Genomic DNA, 17072 nt, shown 5'->3' on the forward strand with positions numbered 1-17072 from the left:
TCAGTCCCCTCTCCCTCTTGGAGAGGGCTAGGGTGAGGGGAAAAGGCATCACGCCGAGGTGCTGACCAAAGAACCCGAGGTGCTTGAGTCGGAATCCTGCAACGCCTGCAACAATGAGGCTGTGGCGGTTGACAGGGACGCCGAGGTGGCGGAGATCTGCGCTTGTGCGGCGGCTACTTCGGCAGCCTTGGCATCCGAACTTTCCCGCTTCGCCTGGGCCGCTTGCAACGCCTGCTGTTCCTCCTGCAATTGCTTCTGCAGTTCGGCAATCTGCTTGCGCAGTTCTTTCACCGAATCCGATTCTTCACTGCTGCTGGAGCTGCTGTCACCCGCCGGAGCGGCCCCACCACCGGCGGCGACTTTACCGGTATCGGCCGTCGCGCCCGTGCTGGCGGTTGCTGAGGTAGACGTGTCGTCACCAACGTCACTGATCGACGTTTTGCTGGTGGGTGTGCTGACGGTCTGATTGATCGAAACAGACGTGATGCTGACCATGGAAATACTCCAATGCCGGTTATAGATAACCGGTCATCGACCACGGCCGCCTCAATTTGAGATCGATTGTGTACCGACTCGGTATCCGAACCGGTACACGCTCAATGCCGTCAGGCGCTCAGGCGCGCGGTGACTTCGTTCAGTTGCCCCGACAGAGCATGCAGGTTCTGGCTGGCGCTTTCGGTGCGCTGCACATTGTCGAGGTTGGTGCTGGCAATCGAGGTGATCTCGGTAAGGTTGCGCGAGATGTCCTCGGCCACTGAGGTCTGCTCTTCGGCAGCGGTGGCGATCTGACGGTTCATGTCGCGGATCGCTTCCACCGCGTGGGTGATGCGCTCCAGCATCGCGCCGGCCTGGGTCACCCGTTCAACGCTTTCATCACTGCGCGACTGGCCGCTGTCGATGGCTTGCGCCGCATCCACCGCACCGGTCTGCACGCTCTGAATGATCTGGTTGATCTCGATGATCGACTCGGCGGTGCGTTGTGCGAGGTTGCGCACTTCATCGGCGACCACGGCAAAACCACGCCCGGCCTCACCGGCACGCGCCGCTTCGATCGCGGCGTTGAGCGCCAGCAGGTTGGTCTGTTCGGCGATGCCGCGAATCACTTCCAGCACTTTGCCAATGCGGCCGCTGTCGGCTTCCAGACGACGGATCACCGTGGCGGTGTTGGCGATTTCGCCGCGCATCTGGGTGATCGAGTGAATGGTGCTCTGCATGACCTTCTCACCCTGCTGGGCAGACTGGTCGGCATCGTCGGCAGCCCGTGCGGCGTCGGCGGCGTGACGCGCCACTTCCTGCGCGGTGGCGGACATTTCGTTCATCGCCGTGGCCACTTGGTCGGTGCGGTTGAACTGCTCGTTGGTGCCGCCAGCCATGGTCGTGGCGATGGCGTTCAACTCACCGCTGGCACTGTCCAGATCGCTGGCGCTGCGCTGCAAACGGGTGAAGGTTTCGGCGAGGAAATCGCGCAAGGTGTTGGCGGCGGCGGCGAGGTTGCCCAGTTCATCCTGGCGGTCGCTGACCACGCGCTCGGCGAGTTTGCCGCGGCTCAACTGGGTCACGTAATCGATCAGTTTGCGAATCGGTTCGACCAGGTTGCGGTTAACCAGCCACAGGCTCAGCAGGCCGATCAGCAGGCCCGATGCGAGCATCACCAACAGCCCCAGCCACACGGTGCGATCGGCGTCGGCACTGATCAGCGCCGATTGTTCAGTGCCCTGTTTGCGCAGTTCGGCCACCAATTCGCTCATCTGATCGCTGGCGGCACGGTCGACACCTTTGACCGCGCTGTCGCCTGCCGTTGGATCGCCACCGGCTGCTACGTAGGCATCGCGGCCCTTCTGGTAGGCAACACCGAGCAAGCGATGTTCTTCACGCAGGCGTTCGATGCGGGTTTTCAGACTCGGCTCAATGCCTTTCTTCCCGGCCAATTCTCCGAGAATGTTTTGCACATCGCGCTGGCGATCTTCGAACTGCCCCCAGTACTTGGCCAGATCCGCCGGTTGCTTGCCGCGCAGCAGAACGTTTTTCCATTCCTGCACCTGCACCTTGAATTGCAGGTTGGCTTCATCGATCAATTGCGAAGTGTGCAAGGGACCGGCGATCAACTGGCTGTAGCTTTGCACGCCGTTGGAGAGGAAATGAAAACAGGCCAGCGCGATCAACAGCACTGCCAGCAGGCTACCGCTCAGCAGGGCGAGAATTTGCGCTCTCAGGGATTTTTGCACCATCGAAAGATACTCAGGACAAGGATGAGGCACGCCCGATAAGGCGTGAAATTTTGCCGGACATCCCTGTCGGCGAGCCTTGGCTCATGGCCAATGGCGCGCAACCTAACGCACCTGTGATCGGCGCGCCAGAGCGCTTCTTGAAGAAAATCCGACCGTCGGTAAGTCGCTGATTTGACGTCACTTTGCTGTCACATAAACGTCATGTGACATTGCGATGATGCGGCTCAGTGAACCTGCCATTTGCGCGACCGACGCACCCTCCTCGCAGCGAGCCTTCATGAACCACAGCCTCGATATCAGCCATCGCGATCCCGATCTGTTTGGCCTGCTCTATGGCTATCGCTTCCTGCCCGGCGAACGTGGCCGCGAAGTCGATTCCGCCACGGCATTGCGCTGTTTGCAGGACGACAGCGACAGCGGTGAATTCCTTTGGCTGCACCTCAATCTGGCGCATGCGGCGTGCGAGCGCTGGATGAAAAGTCATCTGCAATTGCCCGAAGAGTTTTTCGAGGCGCTGCACGAAGGCTCGCGGTCGACGCGCATCGAGCACGTCGATTCGGCGTTGCTGGCGGTGGTCAACGATGTGGTGTTCAACCTCAGCAGCATGGTCTCCTCGGACGTGTCGACGCTGTGGGTCTGTGTGCGCAGCAAACTGATCGTCAGCGCACGTCTGCAACCGCTGCACTCGGTGGACAAATTGCGCTCGTCGGTGAAGGCCGGCGAGCGCTTTCGTTCGCCCTCGGAACTGCTTGTGCATCTGCTCCGTGATCAGGGCGAAGTGCTGACGCAGATCGTGCGCAAGACCAGCATGAGCGTCGATCAGGTCGAGGATGAATTGCTCTCCTCGCGGCTGTCGACCAACCGTGCCGAACTCGGTGCCAATCGCCGGGTGCTGGTGCGCCTGCAACGGCTGCTGGCGCTGGAGCCGGGTTCACTGCTGCGTCTGCTCAACCGGCCACCGCCCTGGTTGCAGAAGGAGGACGTCAAGGAGCTGCGCAAATCCACCGAGGAGTTTGCGCTGATCATCAACGACCTCACCGCCCTCGGCGAGCGGATCAAGCTGTTGCAGGAAGAGATCGCCGCCAACCTCAACGAGCAGAGCAACCGCACGCTGTTCACCCTGACCGTGGTCACGGTGCTGGCGCTGCCGATCAACATCATTGCCGGTTTCTTCGGGATGAATGTCGGCGGGGTGCCGTTGTCGCAGGATCCGCAGGGGTTCTGGATATTGGTTGCGTTGGTGGCGACGTTTACCGTGATAGCCGGGCGTTGGGCGTTTCGCAAGCGCGGGGATTATTAACCACCGAACCTGATGTCCAGCACAGATCCCCTGTGGGAGCGAGCCTGCTCGCGAAAGCGATCTGTCATTTAACAATGATGGTGACTGACACTCCGTCTTCGCGAGCAGGCTCGCTCCCACAGGGATCTTCTTCAACCTTCAGATCAGCGGTGGGGCTAAAACCGCAAACACTGACATGGCGCAGTCTCTCTGTAACATTCTGCAACGATCATGGGCGACATTCCTTCCCTCGCTCAGGATTGTCCTGCCATGGCTACTCCCTCCCTGACCGCCAGCCCTGCGTCCGCCGCCAGCGGCAGGCCGGCCCTCGACAAGAAAACCGGCCCGTTTACCTATGTGATCTTTTTCGCCGTGTTGGCTATGGGGATGCTGTTCACCGCCTACAGCCTGATGCACGACATGCACGAACTCGGCACGGTGGTCACGACGTGGACGCCGTTTCTGCTGCTCGGCGTGGCGCTGCTGATTGCCCTGGGCTTTGAATTCGTCAACGGTTTCCACGACACCGCCAACGCCGTCGCGACGGTGATCTACACCCACTCGCTGCCACCGAATGTGGCGGTGGTGTGGTCGGGGTTCTTCAACTTCCTCGGCGTGCTGCTCTCGAGTGGCGCGGTGGCGTTCGGCATCATCGCTTTGCTGCCGGTGGAGTTGATTCTGCAGGTCGGTTCGTCTGCCGGTTTCTCGATGATTTTCGCCCTGCTGATCGCGGCGATCCTGTGGAACCTCGGCACTTGGTGGCTCGGTTTGCCGGCATCGTCGTCGCACACCTTGATCGGTTCGATCATCGGCGTCGGCGTGGCCAATGCCCTGATGCACGGCCGTGACGGCACCAGCGGTGTCGATTGGGCGCAGGCGACCAAGATCGGTTACGCCTTGCTGCTGTCGCCGCTGGTGGGCTTCGGTTGTGCGGCCCTGTTGCTGTTGGCGCTGCGTGCCTTCGTGAAGAATCGTTCGCTGTACAAAGCCCCGAAAGGCAACACACCGCCGCCATGGTGGATTCGCGGTTTGCTGATTCTGACCTGCACCGGCGTGTCCTTCGCCCACGGCTCCAATGACGGCCAAAAAGGCATGGGCCTGATCATGCTGATTCTGGTCGGCACGCTGCCGATGGCGTACGCCTTGAATCGCACCATGCCGGAGGAACAGTCGCTGCAGTTTGCCGCCGTGGCGCAAGTCACCCAGCAAGCGCTGGTGAAAAGCGCCCCGCTGCCGACGCCGGCTGATCCGCGTGCGGTGCTCTCCGATTACGTGCGTAGCAAGGACGCCACGCCGCAACTGATTCCCGCCCTCGCCGCCCTCACCGGGCACATCGGTGAAGAAGTCAAAGGCTACGGTTCACTGGCGAAAGTCCCGGCCGAAGCCATGGGCAACGTGCGTAACGACATGTACCTGGCCAGCGAAAGCATTCGCCTGATGGACAAGAACAAGGTCGGCAATTTTGACGCCGACACCAGCAGCAAGCTGCAACTGTTCAAGCAACAGATCGACAACGCCACACGGTTTATTCCGCTGTGGGTGAAGATCGCCGTGGCCATCGCCCTCGGGCTGGGCACCATGGTCGGCTGGAAGCGCATTGTGGTGACGGTCGGCGAAAAGATCGGCAAGACCCACCTGACCTACGCACAAGGCGCGTCGGCGGAAACCGTGGCGATGCTGACCATCGGCGCGGCGGACATGTTTGGCTTGCCGGTGTCGACCACCCATGTGTTGTCCTCGGGTGTGGCCGGGACCATGGTCGCCAACGGTGGCGGATTGCAGATGAAGACCATCCGTAATCTGTTGATGGCGTGGGTACTGACGCTGCCGGCGGCGATTCTGTTGTCCGGCAGCCTCTATTGGCTGTTCACCCAAATTTTCTGACCCTCCACAAATCCCCTGTAGGAGCTGCCGAAGGCTGCGATCTTTTGATCTTGTTTTTAAAAAGCCAAATCAAAAGATCGCAGCCTTCGGCAGCTCCTACATTTGGATGTGTGGTGTCAGTTAGAGCGCAGAGCGAATCAGATCGCCGAGCCAGTCCATAAACACCCTGACCCGCAGCGGCAAATGTCGTTGCCGCGCGTACAGCAATGAAATGCCCATCGCCGGCGCGGTGAATTGCGGCAGCACAGTGACCAGTTCGCCGTTTTCCAGATGCGGCTGCATACCGGTACGCGGCACCTGGGTCAGACCGAAACCGCCCAGGCATGCCGACTCGTAAGCATCGGTGCTGTTGACCGTCACACTGCCGGCCATCGGCAGGCGTTTAACCTGACCGCCCTCCTCGTACACAAACCCTTCCGAACGCGAACCGAGCACGCCGACGTAATGCACCAGTCGATGCTGCGCGAGATCTTCCAGCGTCTGCGGCACGCCGTAGCGCTCGAGGTAGGCGGGGCTGGCGCAATTGACCATCGGGAAGTCGCCCAAGTGCCGCGCGACCACCGACTGATCCGGCTGCGCGCCGATGCGCACCACGCAATCGAAGCCTTCGCTGAGCAAGTCGACGCGGCGATCGGTGCTGCTGATTTCCACCTCCAGGTTCGGGTGACGCTCCATGAACTGCGGCAAGCTCGGCATGATCAGGCGTCGCGCAAGAATGTTCGGCATGTCGACCCGGATGCGCCCGGTCAGCGAAGCCTCGTCCTGACGGAACAACCCTTCGATCTCGTCCATGTGCGAGAGCAGATCCTTGCTGCGTTCGTACAACACCAGACCGTCCTGCGTCGCCTGCACCTTGCGTGTGGTGCGTTGCAACAGGCGCGTACCGAGCAAGGCTTCCAGTGCTTGCACATGTTCGGACACGGTCGAGCGCGGCAAGCCAAGGCTCTCTCCAGCAAGGGTAAAACTCGACAGTTCGCTGACCCTGACGAAGGTGCGCAGCAGTTCCAGTTTGTTCATGGGCCACTCGTTGATTGTTCGGCTGAGCCGATCAGTGATTCCGGATTCACTCTGTTTATCACCTCAGGGCGGACAAATAAACTGAGCCCCATCACCACTCACTGCAATCGAGGACGTCCCATGAACCGCAAAATCGCATTGATCACCGGCGCCAGTCGTGGCCTCGGTAAAAACGCCGCCCTGCACCTCGCCGCTCAGGGCATCGACATCATCGGTACCTACAACAGCCGCGCCGATGAAGCCCAGGCGTTGGTGACCGAACTGCAAGCACTCGGCGCGAAAGCCGTGATGCTGCAACTAGACGTCGGCCGCAGCGAAAGCTTTGCCGATTTTGGTACACGTGTTGGGCAGGCATTGCAGCAGACGTTCGACCGTCAGCGCTTTGATTTCCTGATCAACAATGCCGGGATTGGCGTGCATGCGCTGTTTGCCGAGACCACGCCGGAGCAGTTCGATCTGCTGATGAACATCCAGTTGAAAGGGCCGTTCTTCCTGACCCAGCAGTTGCTGCCACTGATTAACGACGGTGGGCGGATCATCAATATTTCCAGCGGCCTGACCCGCTTCAGTCTGCCGGGCTACGGCGCCTATGCGGCAATGAAAGGCGCGATGGAAGTGCTGACCCGTTATCAGGCCAAAGAGCTGGGTGCACGGCAGATCGGCGTGAACATTCTCGCCCCGGGCGCCATCGAGACTGACTTCGGTGGTGGTGCGGTGCGCGACAATTCGGCGGTGAATGCGATGGTCGCCAGCAATACCGCATTGGGCCGGGCCGGACAGCCGGATGATATTGGCGGGGCGTTGGCGCTGCTGCTGTCGGAGGGGGGTCAGTGGATCAATGGCCAACGGGTTGAGGCGTCGGGCGGGATGTTCCTCTAATCAAGAATTTGAACCATCCACTGTGGCGAGGGAGCTTGCTCCCGCTGGGTGCGAAGCGCCCCCTAAACCAGAGAACGCTGTTTTTCAGGTGGACCGCATTCTCAGGTTTTGCGACGGCTTCGCCGCCGAGCGGGAGCAAGCTCCCTCGCCACAGGTTTTTCTGTGCCTCACAAATGGGTTACCCCTCACAGACGCGGCGGGTCATGAAGCGCTCACGCACCACGTCATAACCCCAGTGATACACATAGGTGTACGGCAGGAAAAACAGCAACACACCGATGTCGAGCAAAAACGCCTGCCACAGGCTGACCGACAGCCACCAGGCAATCAGCGGCACGCCCATCACGATCAAGCCGCCTTCGAACAGCAGCGCGTGCACCACGCGCACCCAGGCGTTGTGCGCAACGTTCATGCGCGCCAGCATACGGTCGAAGAAACGGTTGAACACTACGTTCCAGGCCAGCGCCAGCAACGCGATCAACACGGTTACCGCGCCCATTTCAAGCATCGGTTTTTGCATGATCCACGCCAGCAACGGGGTGCAGATCAGGATGGCCAGCAGTTCGAAACCAACGGCCTGGAAAATACGTTCAGTGATGGATTTGTCGGCAATCATGGCCTGACTCCTTGAGTGAAGATGATTGCCATGATCTATGCTCACATCGATACTTAATAACCAATAACCATCGATCAAGGCGATAGTTGATGATCTCGCATGAAGTGCTGTTGGCGTTTGTCCAGGCCGCCACCCAAGGTTCGTTTTCGGCAGCGGCGCGCAAACTCGGGCGCAGTCAGTCGACCATCAGCGCGGCGGTGGCCAGCCTTGAGATCGATCTGGATCTGCTGTTGTTTGATCGCAGCAGCCGCAAACCGACCCTGACCCCGGCCGGGCATGTGATGCTGCAACGCGCCGAGGCGATCCTGGCGGCCAGCAGTCGCCTGGAAATGACCGCGCGGCAGCTGTCCCAAGGCGTCGAGCCGAAGCTGACCGTGGCGATTTCCGACACTTATCAGTCGTACCGTTTTGAAGCAGCGCTGGTCGGATTTGAGCAGCGTTATCCGGATCTGGAGCTGGAATGTTTGATCGCTGAATGCGATGACCTGATCGAACTGGTGCAGCGCGGTCGCGCGCACTTGGCCTTCGCCGAGATGCAAGAGCACTACCCGCCGGATCTGGTGACGTCAACGGTGGCCGAGCGCACGGAAATCGCCTTGTTCGTCAATCGCGACCACGCGTTGGCCAAGCTTGATCATGTTGATCAGCACATCCTGGAACAGCATCGCGAGCTGCGTCTGGCGACCATCGTCAATCCCTATGACAGTCGTGGCAAAGGCCGGGTATGGTCGGCGCCGAGTTATCTGATGCTGCTGGAAATGGCCGAAAAAGGCTTTGGCTGGGCGCCGTTGCCGCGTTGGCTGGCGCAGCGCTTTGGTAACGATTTGCTGGTGGAATTGAAAGTGCGCGGCTGGCCGAAACCGGTGTTTGTCGACGCCTTGTGGTCGCGGTTGTATCCGCCGGGGCCGGCGGGGAGTTGGTTGTTGAGCAAGATGCTGGAATAGCGGCGCTGCCAATCGCTGGCTGGTCTGAAGCCAGAAGCCCCTCACCCCAGCCCTCTCCCGGATGGAGAGGGGACCGACCGAGTTCTCTTGCGTCATACATCGACCTGAAAAATCGAGTCGATTATGGATTCATTACGGCCTTAAACCTCGACCAGACTGGGTCGATTATGGATTCACAGCTGAGCTTTCAAGTCGGTGAATTTCTCCAATATTCCCCAATCAGTCCCCTCTCACTCTGGGAGAGGGCGAGGGTGAGGGCCGTTCCAGCGCCATGAGCCGCCCTTCAATAAACCGCCGCTCAGGTTCTTGCCGGGTCAGCTCCAAGGCTCGCAAATACGCCGTTCGCGCCTCCTCCACCCTGCCCAACTGCCGACAAAACTCCGCCCGCGCCGAGTGCGCCAAGTGGTAATCCTGCAACTCGCCGCGTCCCAAAATCCCCTCAATCAGATTCAATCCGTTCAGCGCCCCGTCGCGCTTGGCCACCGCCACCGCGCGGTTCAACTCGATCACTGGCGAAGGCACCGCGCGCAACAGCACGTCATACAAACCAACGATCTGCGCCCAATCGGTGTCTGCCGCTGACGGCGCCTCGGCATGCACCGCGGCAATCGCCGCCTGCAAACAATACGGTCCAAACCGCCGCGTGGTCAGCGCGCGCTCGACCAGCGCACAACCTTCGGCGATCAGATAGGCATCCCAGCGCGAGCGATCCTGATCATCCAGCAGCACCAGTTCACCACTCGGCGAAGTGCGCGCAGAGCGTCGCGATTCGTGCAACAGCATCATCGCCAACAACCCCATGACCTCAGGCTCCGGCAGCAACTCCATTAACAGCCGCCCCAGCCTGATCGCCTCACGTGTCAGATCCTCTCGGGTCAACTCGGCCCCGACCGATGCTGAATACCCTTCGTTGAACACCAGATAAATCACCCGCAACACGCTGTCGAGACGCTCGGGCAATTCGTTCAGGCTCGGTACTTGATAGGGGATTTTCGCGTCACGAATCTTGGCTTTGGCGCGCACGATGCGTTGGGCAATCGCCGCCGGCGCCGAGAGAAAAGCGCGGGCGATTTCCTCGGTGGTCAGGTCGCAGACTTCGCGCAAGGTCAGCGGTACTTGCGCATCCGCCGCCAGCGCCGGGTGGCAGCAGGTGAAAATCAGGCGCAGGCGATCGTCTTCCACCTCTTCGCCACTCCAGTCGGCCTGTTCCAGTTCTTCCAGTTGCGCCAGCAACAACGGCTGCGAGGCCTTGAACCGCGCACGCCTGCGCAACACATCGATGGCCTTGAAACGCCCGGTGGACACCAGCCAGGTGCGCGGGTTGTCCGGCACGCCGTCGCGCTGCCAGCGTTCGACCGCGACGAAGAACGCCTCATGCAAGGCTTCTTCGGCGAGGTCAAAATCACCCAGCAAGCGAATCAGCGTCGCGAGGATCCGCCGCGAGTCTTCGCGATAGACCTGCTCGACCCGCGCCTTGACCTCAGACATTCAACTGCCGCACCGGGCGCACTTCAACGCTGCCGACCCGCGCCGCCGGAATATCACCAGCAACCTGAATCGCTTCGTTGAGATCCTTGGCGTCGATCAGGTAGAAACCGGCCAATTGCTCTTTTGTTTCGGCGAACGGGCCGTCGGTGATCGACAACTTGCCGTTGCGCATCCGCACGGTGGTGGCGGTCTGCACCGACTCCAGCGCCTCGGCGGCAACCATCCGCCCGCTGCCCTGAATCGACTCGGCGTAGGCCCAGCACTCGGCGTCTTCCGGGCTGTCGGGTGATGAATGCAGCAGGCGTTCATCGCTGTAGACCAGGCATAAATACTTCATGGCGTTCTCCTGAAGCGGACGGATCAACTATGGCTGAAGATCAGGGGGTCACATCGAACAGGGTCGCGCCGCTCATCGGATCGAACGGCGCCGACCAGTGTTCGTGGGCGATTTTCCAGGCCCCGCCAATCTGCCGATAGCAGGCGGTGACGCGCATCCAGCAGCTCTGGGTTTCGCCCTTGTCGTTGGTGCCGCCGCAGTTCGCCACCCAATGGGCGAAGGCGATGTTGTCGGCACTTTCGATGGCGATTTCGTGGAATTCGAAAATGTGCGGGCCGGGGCACATTTCCATGCACTCGACCCAGTGCGCGCGATAGGCGGCTTTGCCCTTGAATTGCAGGGCCTTGATCGCGTCGAAAGAGACGATGTCGTCGGCGTACAAGGCCATGACTTTCTCGACGTTCTTGGTCATGACGGCTTCGCGGTAAGTGTTGATCAGGGCCTGGATCTCGGTTTGTGCGCTCATGGTGTTCTCCGTGTTTTTTGTTGTGAAGACACCCTTAGTCGTTCGGTGAAGAGGCGGATCGACAGACGAAACAAAAAATTTCTGCAGAAGACAAAATCGCTAGAATCCGAGGCTCATCTTTGTAGGAAAAAGGAAATTCCCGTGTCAGCCCAACTCGTGCCGTACGACAGCCTTAACGCCTTGCAGCGTCAGCAAGTCGAGGCGATTGAAATCCATGCCGAGCAGATCAAGTTCTCCGGCGATATCCATGGCGCGTTGCACACGCTGCTGTCGAAACCCGGCCCCGGCGTGAAAGGTTTTGCGCTGCTGGCAGATCAAGTACCGGTGGCGTTTCTGTTGCTCAAGCGCCCGCCGGTGTTGCCGGCCTGGGCCGATGAACACAGCGCCACCCTGCATGCGTTGCAGGTCGATCGCCGCGCCCAGGGCAAGGGTTACGGCAAGGCTTGTCTGCAAGCACTCCCCGAAGTTGCACGTCAGGCGTGGCCTGAGATCAAGGGGCTGGAATTGTCGGTGGATGCCGACAATGACGCTGCGATTGCGCTGTATGCCAAGCACGGCTACGTCGACAGCGGTGAGGCGTACAAGGGCCGGATCGGTTACGAACGGCGCATGGGCCTGTTTTTCTAAGTCATCGAGGGATGCAACGATGATCGATTCAATCGAAGCGCTGGAAGCGATTTACGGACTGCCGCACGAGCGGGCCATGCGTAAGCAGATCGGTTTTCTCAACGAGGATTATCAGGCGATGGTGCGCCTGTCGCCGCTGGTGATCGTCAGCTCGGTGGGCGCCGATGGCCTGGATAATTCGCCGCGCGGTGATGCGCCGGGGTTTGTGCGGATCATTGATCAAAACACCCTGGCCCTGCCGGATCGCCCGGGCAACAACCGCATCGATACCTTGCGCAATGTGCTGCAGGATTCGCGGGTGTCGCTGCTGTTCATCATTCCGGGGATTGGCGAGACGTTGCGGGTCAATGGCACGGCGGTGATTAGTGCTGAGCCGCAGTTGTTGGAGAGTTTTGCGGTGAATGGCAAACCGGCGAAAACGGTGTTGCTGGTGACGGTGGAAGCGGCGTTCTTTCACTGCTCGAAAGCGTTTGTCCGCTCCGACGCCTGGAACCCCGAAACCCACCTGCCGCGCTCGGCCCTGCCCTCTGCCGGCGCCTTCCACAAACGTTTGAACGACGGTCAGTTCGACGCCGAGGCCTACGACCGGGAAGCGCCGAAGCGGGTAAGCGACAGCCTCTACTGAAAAGATCTCATGTTCTCTTACAGGACTAAGCAATCATCCTGTAAGAGTTATCCCACGAGCAAATCCCAAATCATTTAAAACTGATAAAACCCTGTAAGTAAATTCTGATTTTCATCCTAGATATTGACGACTTACTGTCAACCACTCTAGGTTTAGCCATGAGCAATTTTATTAATTACTCAACAGCTTATATATATTTGAACATCAGGCTATGACATAGAGACGAATACTTAAAGCTCTGCATCACTCGACTTTAACGAAGAGAGCAATATGATAGACACTCTAATAAAGACCTCAAAGTCAAAAATCACGCACAATGAAATAATCATACTGGATGGAAAAATCTCAATCCCGAAAAGCTATCTCCGAGAGAAAGCATCTTTAGAACCGACAAGCATCCTGATTGTTTCCGGCTCTTTAATCGAGGGCATCGGAACAATTCACTCCGACATCGACTGCATTATACTCTGCGACGAACGCCCCAAAGCTTGCAGCATTAAAGACATCGAACATGCTTTTGTCACAGACGAAGATTATCGCCATATTACAAAAAAGCGAAAAAGTTCACAACACGACCGACTTCTACGGCGATACGAGCATCCACATCGATGCCGACTACATCACTTTCTCAGAAATTGAAGACATATATAAAAAAATCAACAAAGCATTTGACGAAGTAATTTCTGACCAGCGCTTTCTATATAACCCTGTACTCACAAATACAGAGAACAACATCGTTCACCGCTCTATTATTGGACATGCAATTACCAACGAAGAAAAATTTAATTCAATAAGATCACAAATCCCTCTAAAAAAACATATATACATTGCACATCGCGAAAGGCTTCCAGTCTTTTACGCATTTCAGGATATTCAAGGCTGTTGGCAGTCAGGAAATCTATGGATGGGCTGCGAAATAGCCAGGGACATGATGCTAAAAACATCCATGAGTTTCACCTACCTCACTGGCACGTCGAACAAGCATTACAAGTGGGTATACTCAAATATGTATCGAATTGAAGGATTCGACGCCATCAAAAATAAGTTTTTCGATTTGGCCAGGCAAGGAGCAACTACAGAAACAGAATGCAGATCCTACATCCAAGAGATTTTGGACTACATGGACTTGGTATTCCTGGCAATTGAAGGCCTTCTAAAAACAATAGATATCTATCCAACGACAAAAACCTCCCTTGCCGCACTTGACAAAGAATTCAATGAACGAAAACAAACCAAACATAAAACATCTGTGTGCGAGTACTACTTTAGGAAAAAATACTTTGCTGCTTCCCAGACTCCTCCGCTAACGACATTACTTAAAGAATGGGACTAACTCCTCCCGCAACGCCACAAACGACCCATGTTATGGAAGTACTTAAATTATCTGTACGGCTGATGCTTTCCAGATTGGGAGATATGATAGGGTCACTGATTTTCTTCTCCTTTATAGGCCATTACATTGTCGACTCTCTCACCCTGACGCCGGTTCACACTACTCTACAAAAGCACGGCCTTCCGTTGACTTCCTGAATATACTCGGTAAAAAGATGTCAGAAATTTATCAAAGAGAAGGCTTTAAACCGCTAATAGAAGGAAGTGGACGAAACTCTTTAGACACTGAAGCATACTTAGGAGGTTTTGCATAAGCTACTCTTTTGACAAGGGACTATTTATTGCATTCGAAGGTACCGATGGTGCAGGAAAATCAACGGTTGCGCGAGCGACATATGACAGAATTCTTGAGTCCCATTCTGCATTGCACTATATAGACAAAAATCGTCCTCCAGTGCCTACAGGCTATACAGAGTTTCATATGTCTCGGCTACGCGAAGTCTTATGGGATTATCCGGACAACGCTCCCCTGGAACAATTAGGTGACAAACACTGGATGAGCCTCATAACTGCGTGGTTTCAGGCCACAGATCATGCAGCTATAACGCCTATAATCAATTCTGGCAAAAGTTGCATCGCCGATGGTTGGCATTATAAATACCTGGCGCGTTTTTTGCTCAAGAGCACTGATTTGGCTGAGGATGCGTTGACAATGTTCTCAACAATTAGAAAACCTGACTTCGTAATTTTCTTAGATGTTGATCCGGCACTGGCAGCACAGAGAAAAGGATCATTTCGCCTTAGCGAGAGTGGAGCCTATGACGGCGCCAATGCAGACCCCCAGAAGGGCTTCATTGACTATCAGAATCGAGTTAGATCCAGTTATGAGCGCTGCGGTCTGGTGAACTGGATAAGAATCGATACAACCGACCTAAGTGAGGAAGCCGTTCTCGATAAGGCGGTGACTGCAGTTCAGAGCATTCTTTGTAGGGAGTAGAAACCAACGAACGTTTCTAACCACGGGCTGATCGACGCCGACAACTACGACCGAGAAGCGCCAAAATGTGTAAGCGACAGCCTCTACTGACAGAACACAATCCCCTGTAGGAGCTGCCGAAGGCTGCGATCTTTTGACCTTGCTGTTAAAAAATCAAGATCAAAAGATCGCAGCCTTCGGCAGCTCCTACAGTGGAGATCGGGTTGGCCTCAGAGCGTAAGGATCATTTCGTGCCACGCCATGCCGCCGTGATCCGACTCCGACGGTTTGATGTAGGCAAAACCAAACCCGGCATACAGCGCAATGTGTTTTTCTTTGCACATCAGGTGAATCGTCGCTTTGTCCATCCCGCGCATCCGCTCGATGAACTCGCCCATCAAGCGCTTGGCCAGGCCCTGCCCCTGATAATCCGGGTGCACCACCACCGACATGATCACCACGTTCGGTCCTTGCGGGTCGTGGCCGATCAGTTCCTTGAACGCCTCGTCCGACATCTGCACATCAAACGCCGCGCCAGAATTGACGAAACCTGCCACCACGCCATCCACCTCAGCGACGATAAAACCCTCGGGCCAGGTGGCAATACGCGTGGCGATCTTCTCGCGGGTGGCCGCTTCGTCGCCTTCGTAGGCAACGGTTTCGATGGCGTAGCAGCGGTCCAGGTCGGCGGCGGTGACGTTGCGGATGAGGGTGTTCATGGCGGCTCGGAAATCAGCAGAAGAAAGTGCCGAAAGCATAAAGGAATAAGGTCTGCATATCGATGTGCAGGGGCGGCGTAAAGCCTGCGTATAAGCGCTTTTCTTCGGGCGTTTGTCGGGCTATTTCTCAGGCGTGTCTCTGATCACCCTTGGGGGAAACCGCTTATGAGCAGCGTTGAAATAGGCCTGTTGATGGTGTTGGGCATCAGTACGTTCGGCTTTATCACTCTGGGTATCGATCTGTTGCGGGCGCGACGTAAACAGCGTTGAAAGCATGAGGCGGATCAGTGATCCGCCTCATGGTGTTGGGCTCAAACCTTGGTATCGACCGGCACGCAGATTTCCAATTTGCCGGTGTGCAGCTTCGGATTGAAATCGGCGCTGTAACGCTCCAGTTCCGGGGCGTTGAGTTCCACGTAGTGCGAGGTTGGCAGCCAGGTCTTGTAGATGTATTGCAGGGTTTGCGGCAGTTGTTCGAGCGGTCCCTTGTGCTCGAACACTGCGTATTGCCGAGGCAGCACTTCGACCCACTGGTAGACCTTCTGGTCGAGGTCATCGAGCTTGTCGATTTCCACCCCGGCGATGTAATCGAAGCCGCCCTTGCCGTCGAAATTGCTGCAGACTCCGTAAGTCACTTCGTTCTTTTGCCCCGGGATCTTTCCCAAGTGCGGCAAGAACTTTTCCCACAGCGCCGGGATGTCTTTGGCTGTGTCTTGGGTAAATCGACCGCGAAAGCCTGCAATCAGCAGGAAATGTCCATGTTCGAAGCGAGGTTCAGCCACTTCGACGCGTTTTTGCTCATCCATGACTCGACTCCTGGAACAAAAAAGGGGGTTCGGCTGGGAGTATAGAAAGCCCGATCCAATTCGCACGGTTACAGCGCGTGCAACTGCTCGACGGCGCCCGAACCGACAAATTCGTTGTAGCCAGATACGATCACGTACACCGCGAAATAGCAGAAGATCGCTGCAGATGCCAGATAGGAATAGCGTAATAGCTTGTCGCCCAGCAGCTTGCCGCCATGGCTCGCGGCGAAGCACAAACCGGCCGACCACAGCAGTCCGGCGCAGAGAAAGCCGCCGAGGAACAGCGCCGAACTGAGCGGGCCACCGCCACCGGAACGCGCAATCAACGTGCCGCCCACTGCCGCAAACCAGAGAATCGCGCTCGGCGACGACATGGCGAGAAATATCCCCCGGAAAAACTCCTTGCGATGGGAGTTCTGCCCCACCTCCGCCGTCGCCGCCAACTGCGCCTCGTGGTGAATCGCCGAATAGATCATCTTCGCCGCAAAGTAGATCAGCAGCGCCGAACCACCGATCCACAGCACCCAGCGTACCGTTTCGTATTGCAGCAAAACGGTCATGCCGGCCAGCGCCAGCACCGCGTAAATCAGGTCACCGACGCAGGTGCCGAGGCCCAGAGCGAAACCCTGAAAGTAACCGCGCTGCATCGCCAGGGTGATCATGGCGATGTTGGCCACGCCGATATCCAGGCACAGCGAAAGGCTCAGCAAGAAGCCGCTGGTGAATTCCATTAACCATTTTCCTTCGGAAAAAAATGTTTACAAACGGGCTGGACAGTATGCCATCAGCGCCCTTATCTTCCGCCACAGGTCACCGCAGTGACCAGCGTCGCTCGGACGGTTCCGGGCG

At 57.3% G+C, this 17072-nt stretch carries 18 protein-coding genes and 1 pseudogene; 8 read left to right on the forward strand and 11 right to left on the reverse strand.

Annotated features, from left to right (window positions below):
- Positions 1-48: 48 nt before the first annotated feature.
- The 3 genes and pseudogenes from BK670_RS24005 to BK670_RS30340 form a co-directional block, all read right to left on the reverse strand.
- Positions 49-495 (reverse strand): hypothetical protein, encoded by a 447-nt coding sequence (locus BK670_RS24005; RefSeq protein ID WP_123453485.1) that lies wholly within the window; start codon positions 493-495, stop codon positions 49-51.
- A gap of 110 nt (positions 496-605) precedes the next feature.
- The gene (locus BK670_RS30335; protein ID WP_404942492.1) at positions 606-1373 is read right to left on the reverse strand and encodes a methyl-accepting chemotaxis protein; all 768 of its coding nucleotides are present in this window, start codon (positions 1371-1373) and stop codon (positions 606-608) included.
- Positions 1374-1538: 165 nt separating this feature from the next.
- Positions 1539-2228, reverse strand: a pseudogene (locus BK670_RS30340) (methyl-accepting chemotaxis protein); the annotation flags it as partial.
- Between the two features lie 277 nt (positions 2229-2505).
- Between BK670_RS30340 and BK670_RS24015 the strand changes: the two are divergent.
- Positions 2506-3528: a transporter gene (locus BK670_RS24015; protein ID WP_123453490.1), complete on the forward strand. Its 1023-nt coding sequence runs from the start codon at positions 2506-2508 to the stop codon at positions 3526-3528.
- 249 nt (positions 3529-3777) lie between these two features.
- Positions 3778-5391: an inorganic phosphate transporter gene (locus tag BK670_RS24020; RefSeq protein ID WP_123453492.1), complete on the forward strand. Its 1614-nt coding sequence runs from the start codon at positions 3778-3780 to the stop codon at positions 5389-5391.
- A gap of 120 nt (positions 5392-5511) precedes the next feature.
- Here BK670_RS24020 and BK670_RS24030 read toward each other — a convergent pair whose 3' ends face one another.
- Positions 5512-6408 (reverse strand): LysR family transcriptional regulator, encoded by an 897-nt coding sequence (locus BK670_RS24030; protein ID WP_123453494.1) that lies wholly within the window; start codon positions 6406-6408, stop codon positions 5512-5514.
- 120 nt (positions 6409-6528) lie between these two features.
- On the opposite strand from BK670_RS24030, the gene BK670_RS24035 reads away from it, so the two are divergent.
- Positions 6529-7287 (forward strand): SDR family NAD(P)-dependent oxidoreductase, encoded by a 759-nt coding sequence (locus BK670_RS24035; protein WP_123453496.1) that lies wholly within the window; start codon positions 6529-6531, stop codon positions 7285-7287.
- A gap of 178 nt (positions 7288-7465) precedes the next feature.
- Here BK670_RS24035 and BK670_RS24045 read toward each other — a convergent pair whose 3' ends face one another.
- Complete coding sequence (locus BK670_RS24045; protein WP_123453500.1) at positions 7466-7903, reverse strand: multidrug/biocide efflux PACE transporter; 438 nt, start codon at positions 7901-7903, stop codon at positions 7466-7468.
- An 89-nt stretch (positions 7904-7992) separates the two neighbouring features.
- On the opposite strand from BK670_RS24045, the gene BK670_RS24050 reads away from it, so the two are divergent.
- Positions 7993-8847 carry a LysR family transcriptional regulator gene (locus tag BK670_RS24050; RefSeq protein ID WP_123453502.1) on the forward strand — a complete coding sequence of 285 codons (855 nt, stop codon included), beginning with the start codon at positions 7993-7995 and terminating at the stop codon, positions 8845-8847.
- Between the two features lie 219 nt (positions 8848-9066).
- On the opposite strand, the gene BK670_RS24055 is transcribed toward BK670_RS24050, so the two are convergent.
- The 3 genes from BK670_RS24055 to BK670_RS24065 are packed head-to-tail and all read right to left on the reverse strand — an operon-like array spanning position 9067 to position 11138.
- Positions 9067-10335 carry an RNA polymerase sigma factor gene (locus BK670_RS24055; protein ID WP_123453504.1) on the reverse strand — a complete coding sequence of 423 codons (1269 nt, stop codon included), beginning with the start codon at positions 10333-10335 and terminating at the stop codon, positions 9067-9069.
- Positions 10328-10672: a YciI family protein gene (locus BK670_RS24060; RefSeq protein WP_095048159.1), complete on the reverse strand. Its 345-nt coding sequence runs from the start codon at positions 10670-10672 to the stop codon at positions 10328-10330. Before BK670_RS24060 ends, BK670_RS24055 begins: the two co-directional genes overlap by 8 nt.
- Positions 10673-10712: 40 nt before the next feature.
- Positions 10713-11138, reverse strand: a complete 426-nt coding sequence (locus BK670_RS24065) for a YybH family protein (RefSeq protein ID WP_123453506.1) — start codon at positions 11136-11138, stop codon at positions 10713-10715.
- Between the two features lie 141 nt (positions 11139-11279).
- On the opposite strand from BK670_RS24065, the gene BK670_RS24070 reads away from it, so the two are divergent.
- The 4 genes from BK670_RS24070 to BK670_RS24085 all read left to right on the forward strand — a co-directional run bounded on the left by BK670_RS24070 (position 11280) and on the right by BK670_RS24085 (position 14719).
- On the forward strand, positions 11280-11765 hold the full coding sequence (locus BK670_RS24070; RefSeq protein ID WP_123453508.1) for a GNAT family N-acetyltransferase: 486 nt from the start codon (positions 11280-11282) through the stop codon (positions 11763-11765).
- Positions 11766-11784: 19 nt separating this feature from the next.
- The gene (locus BK670_RS24075; RefSeq protein ID WP_123453510.1) at positions 11785-12390 is read left to right on the forward strand and encodes a pyridoxamine 5'-phosphate oxidase family protein; all 606 of its coding nucleotides are present in this window, start codon (positions 11785-11787) and stop codon (positions 12388-12390) included.
- Positions 12391-12901: 511 nt separating this feature from the next.
- Entirely contained in the window at positions 12902-13723 is an 822-nt protein-coding gene (locus BK670_RS24080) for a hypothetical protein (protein ID WP_259697587.1), read from the forward strand.
- Positions 13724-14062: 339 nt separating this feature from the next.
- Entirely contained in the window at positions 14063-14719 is a 657-nt protein-coding gene (locus BK670_RS24085; RefSeq protein ID WP_259697592.1) for a dTMP kinase, read from the forward strand.
- Between the two features lie 209 nt (positions 14720-14928).
- Here BK670_RS24085 and BK670_RS24090 read toward each other — a convergent pair whose 3' ends face one another.
- The 3 genes from BK670_RS24090 to BK670_RS24100 all read right to left on the reverse strand — a co-directional run bounded on the left by BK670_RS24090 (position 14929) and on the right by BK670_RS24100 (position 16954).
- Positions 14929-15417: a GNAT family N-acetyltransferase gene (locus BK670_RS24090; RefSeq protein ID WP_123453514.1), complete on the reverse strand. Its 489-nt coding sequence runs from the start codon at positions 15415-15417 to the stop codon at positions 14929-14931.
- Positions 15418-15728: 311 nt separating this feature from the next.
- Positions 15729-16223 (reverse strand): GyrI-like domain-containing protein, encoded by a 495-nt coding sequence (locus BK670_RS24095; RefSeq protein ID WP_123453516.1) that lies wholly within the window; start codon positions 16221-16223, stop codon positions 15729-15731.
- 68 nt (positions 16224-16291) lie between these two features.
- Positions 16292-16954 carry a LysE family translocator gene (locus BK670_RS24100; RefSeq protein ID WP_093430442.1) on the reverse strand — a complete coding sequence of 221 codons (663 nt, stop codon included), beginning with the start codon at positions 16952-16954 and terminating at the stop codon, positions 16292-16294.
- Positions 16955-17072 lie beyond the last annotated feature (118 nt).

The organism is Pseudomonas fluorescens, assembly GCF_003732425.1.
Classification (GTDB): domain Bacteria; phylum Pseudomonadota; class Gammaproteobacteria; order Pseudomonadales; family Pseudomonadaceae; genus Aquipseudomonas; species Aquipseudomonas fluorescens_BE.

What these genes read in the sequence shown, in the direction of transcription:
- BK670_RS24005 (WP_123453485.1), bottom strand. Translation starts at nt 495, where the DNA reads ATGGTCAGCATCACGTCTGTTTCGATCAATCAGACCGTCAGCACACCC.
- BK670_RS30335 (WP_404942492.1), bottom strand. Translation starts at nt 1,373, where the DNA reads ATGGCTGGCGGCACCAACGAGCAGTTCAACCGCACCGACCAAGTGGCC.
- BK670_RS24015 (WP_123453490.1), top strand. Translation starts at nt 2,506, where the DNA reads ATGAACCACAGCCTCGATATCAGCCATCGCGATCCCGATCTGTTTGGC.
- BK670_RS24020 (WP_123453492.1), top strand. Translation starts at nt 3,778, where the DNA reads ATGGCTACTCCCTCCCTGACCGCCAGCCCTGCGTCCGCCGCCAGCGGC.
- BK670_RS24030 (WP_123453494.1), bottom strand. Translation starts at nt 6,408, where the DNA reads ATGAACAAACTGGAACTGCTGCGCACCTTCGTCAGGGTCAGCGAACTG.
- BK670_RS24035 (WP_123453496.1), top strand. Translation starts at nt 6,529, where the DNA reads ATGAACCGCAAAATCGCATTGATCACCGGCGCCAGTCGTGGCCTCGGT.
- BK670_RS24045 (WP_123453500.1), bottom strand. Translation starts at nt 7,903, where the DNA reads ATGATTGCCGACAAATCCATCACTGAACGTATTTTCCAGGCCGTTGGT.
- BK670_RS24050 (WP_123453502.1), top strand. Translation starts at nt 7,993, where the DNA reads ATGATCTCGCATGAAGTGCTGTTGGCGTTTGTCCAGGCCGCCACCCAA.
- BK670_RS24055 (WP_123453504.1), bottom strand. Translation starts at nt 10,335, where the DNA reads ATGTCTGAGGTCAAGGCGCGGGTCGAGCAGGTCTATCGCGAAGACTCG.
- BK670_RS24060 (WP_095048159.1), bottom strand. Translation starts at nt 10,672, where the DNA reads ATGAAGTATTTATGCCTGGTCTACAGCGATGAACGCCTGCTGCATTCA.
- BK670_RS24065 (WP_123453506.1), bottom strand. Translation starts at nt 11,138, where the DNA reads ATGAGCGCACAAACCGAGATCCAGGCCCTGATCAACACTTACCGCGAA.
- BK670_RS24075 (WP_123453510.1), top strand. Translation starts at nt 11,785, where the DNA reads ATGATCGATTCAATCGAAGCGCTGGAAGCGATTTACGGACTGCCGCAC.
- BK670_RS24080 (WP_259697587.1), top strand. Translation starts at nt 12,902, where the DNA reads ATGCTTTTGTCACAGACGAAGATTATCGCCATATTACAAAAAAGCGAA.
- BK670_RS24090 (WP_123453514.1), bottom strand. Translation starts at nt 15,417, where the DNA reads ATGAACACCCTCATCCGCAACGTCACCGCCGCCGACCTGGACCGCTGC.
- BK670_RS24095 (WP_123453516.1), bottom strand. Translation starts at nt 16,223, where the DNA reads ATGGATGAGCAAAAACGCGTCGAAGTGGCTGAACCTCGCTTCGAACAT.
- BK670_RS24100 (WP_093430442.1), bottom strand. Translation starts at nt 16,954, where the DNA reads ATGGAATTCACCAGCGGCTTCTTGCTGAGCCTTTCGCTGTGCCTGGAT.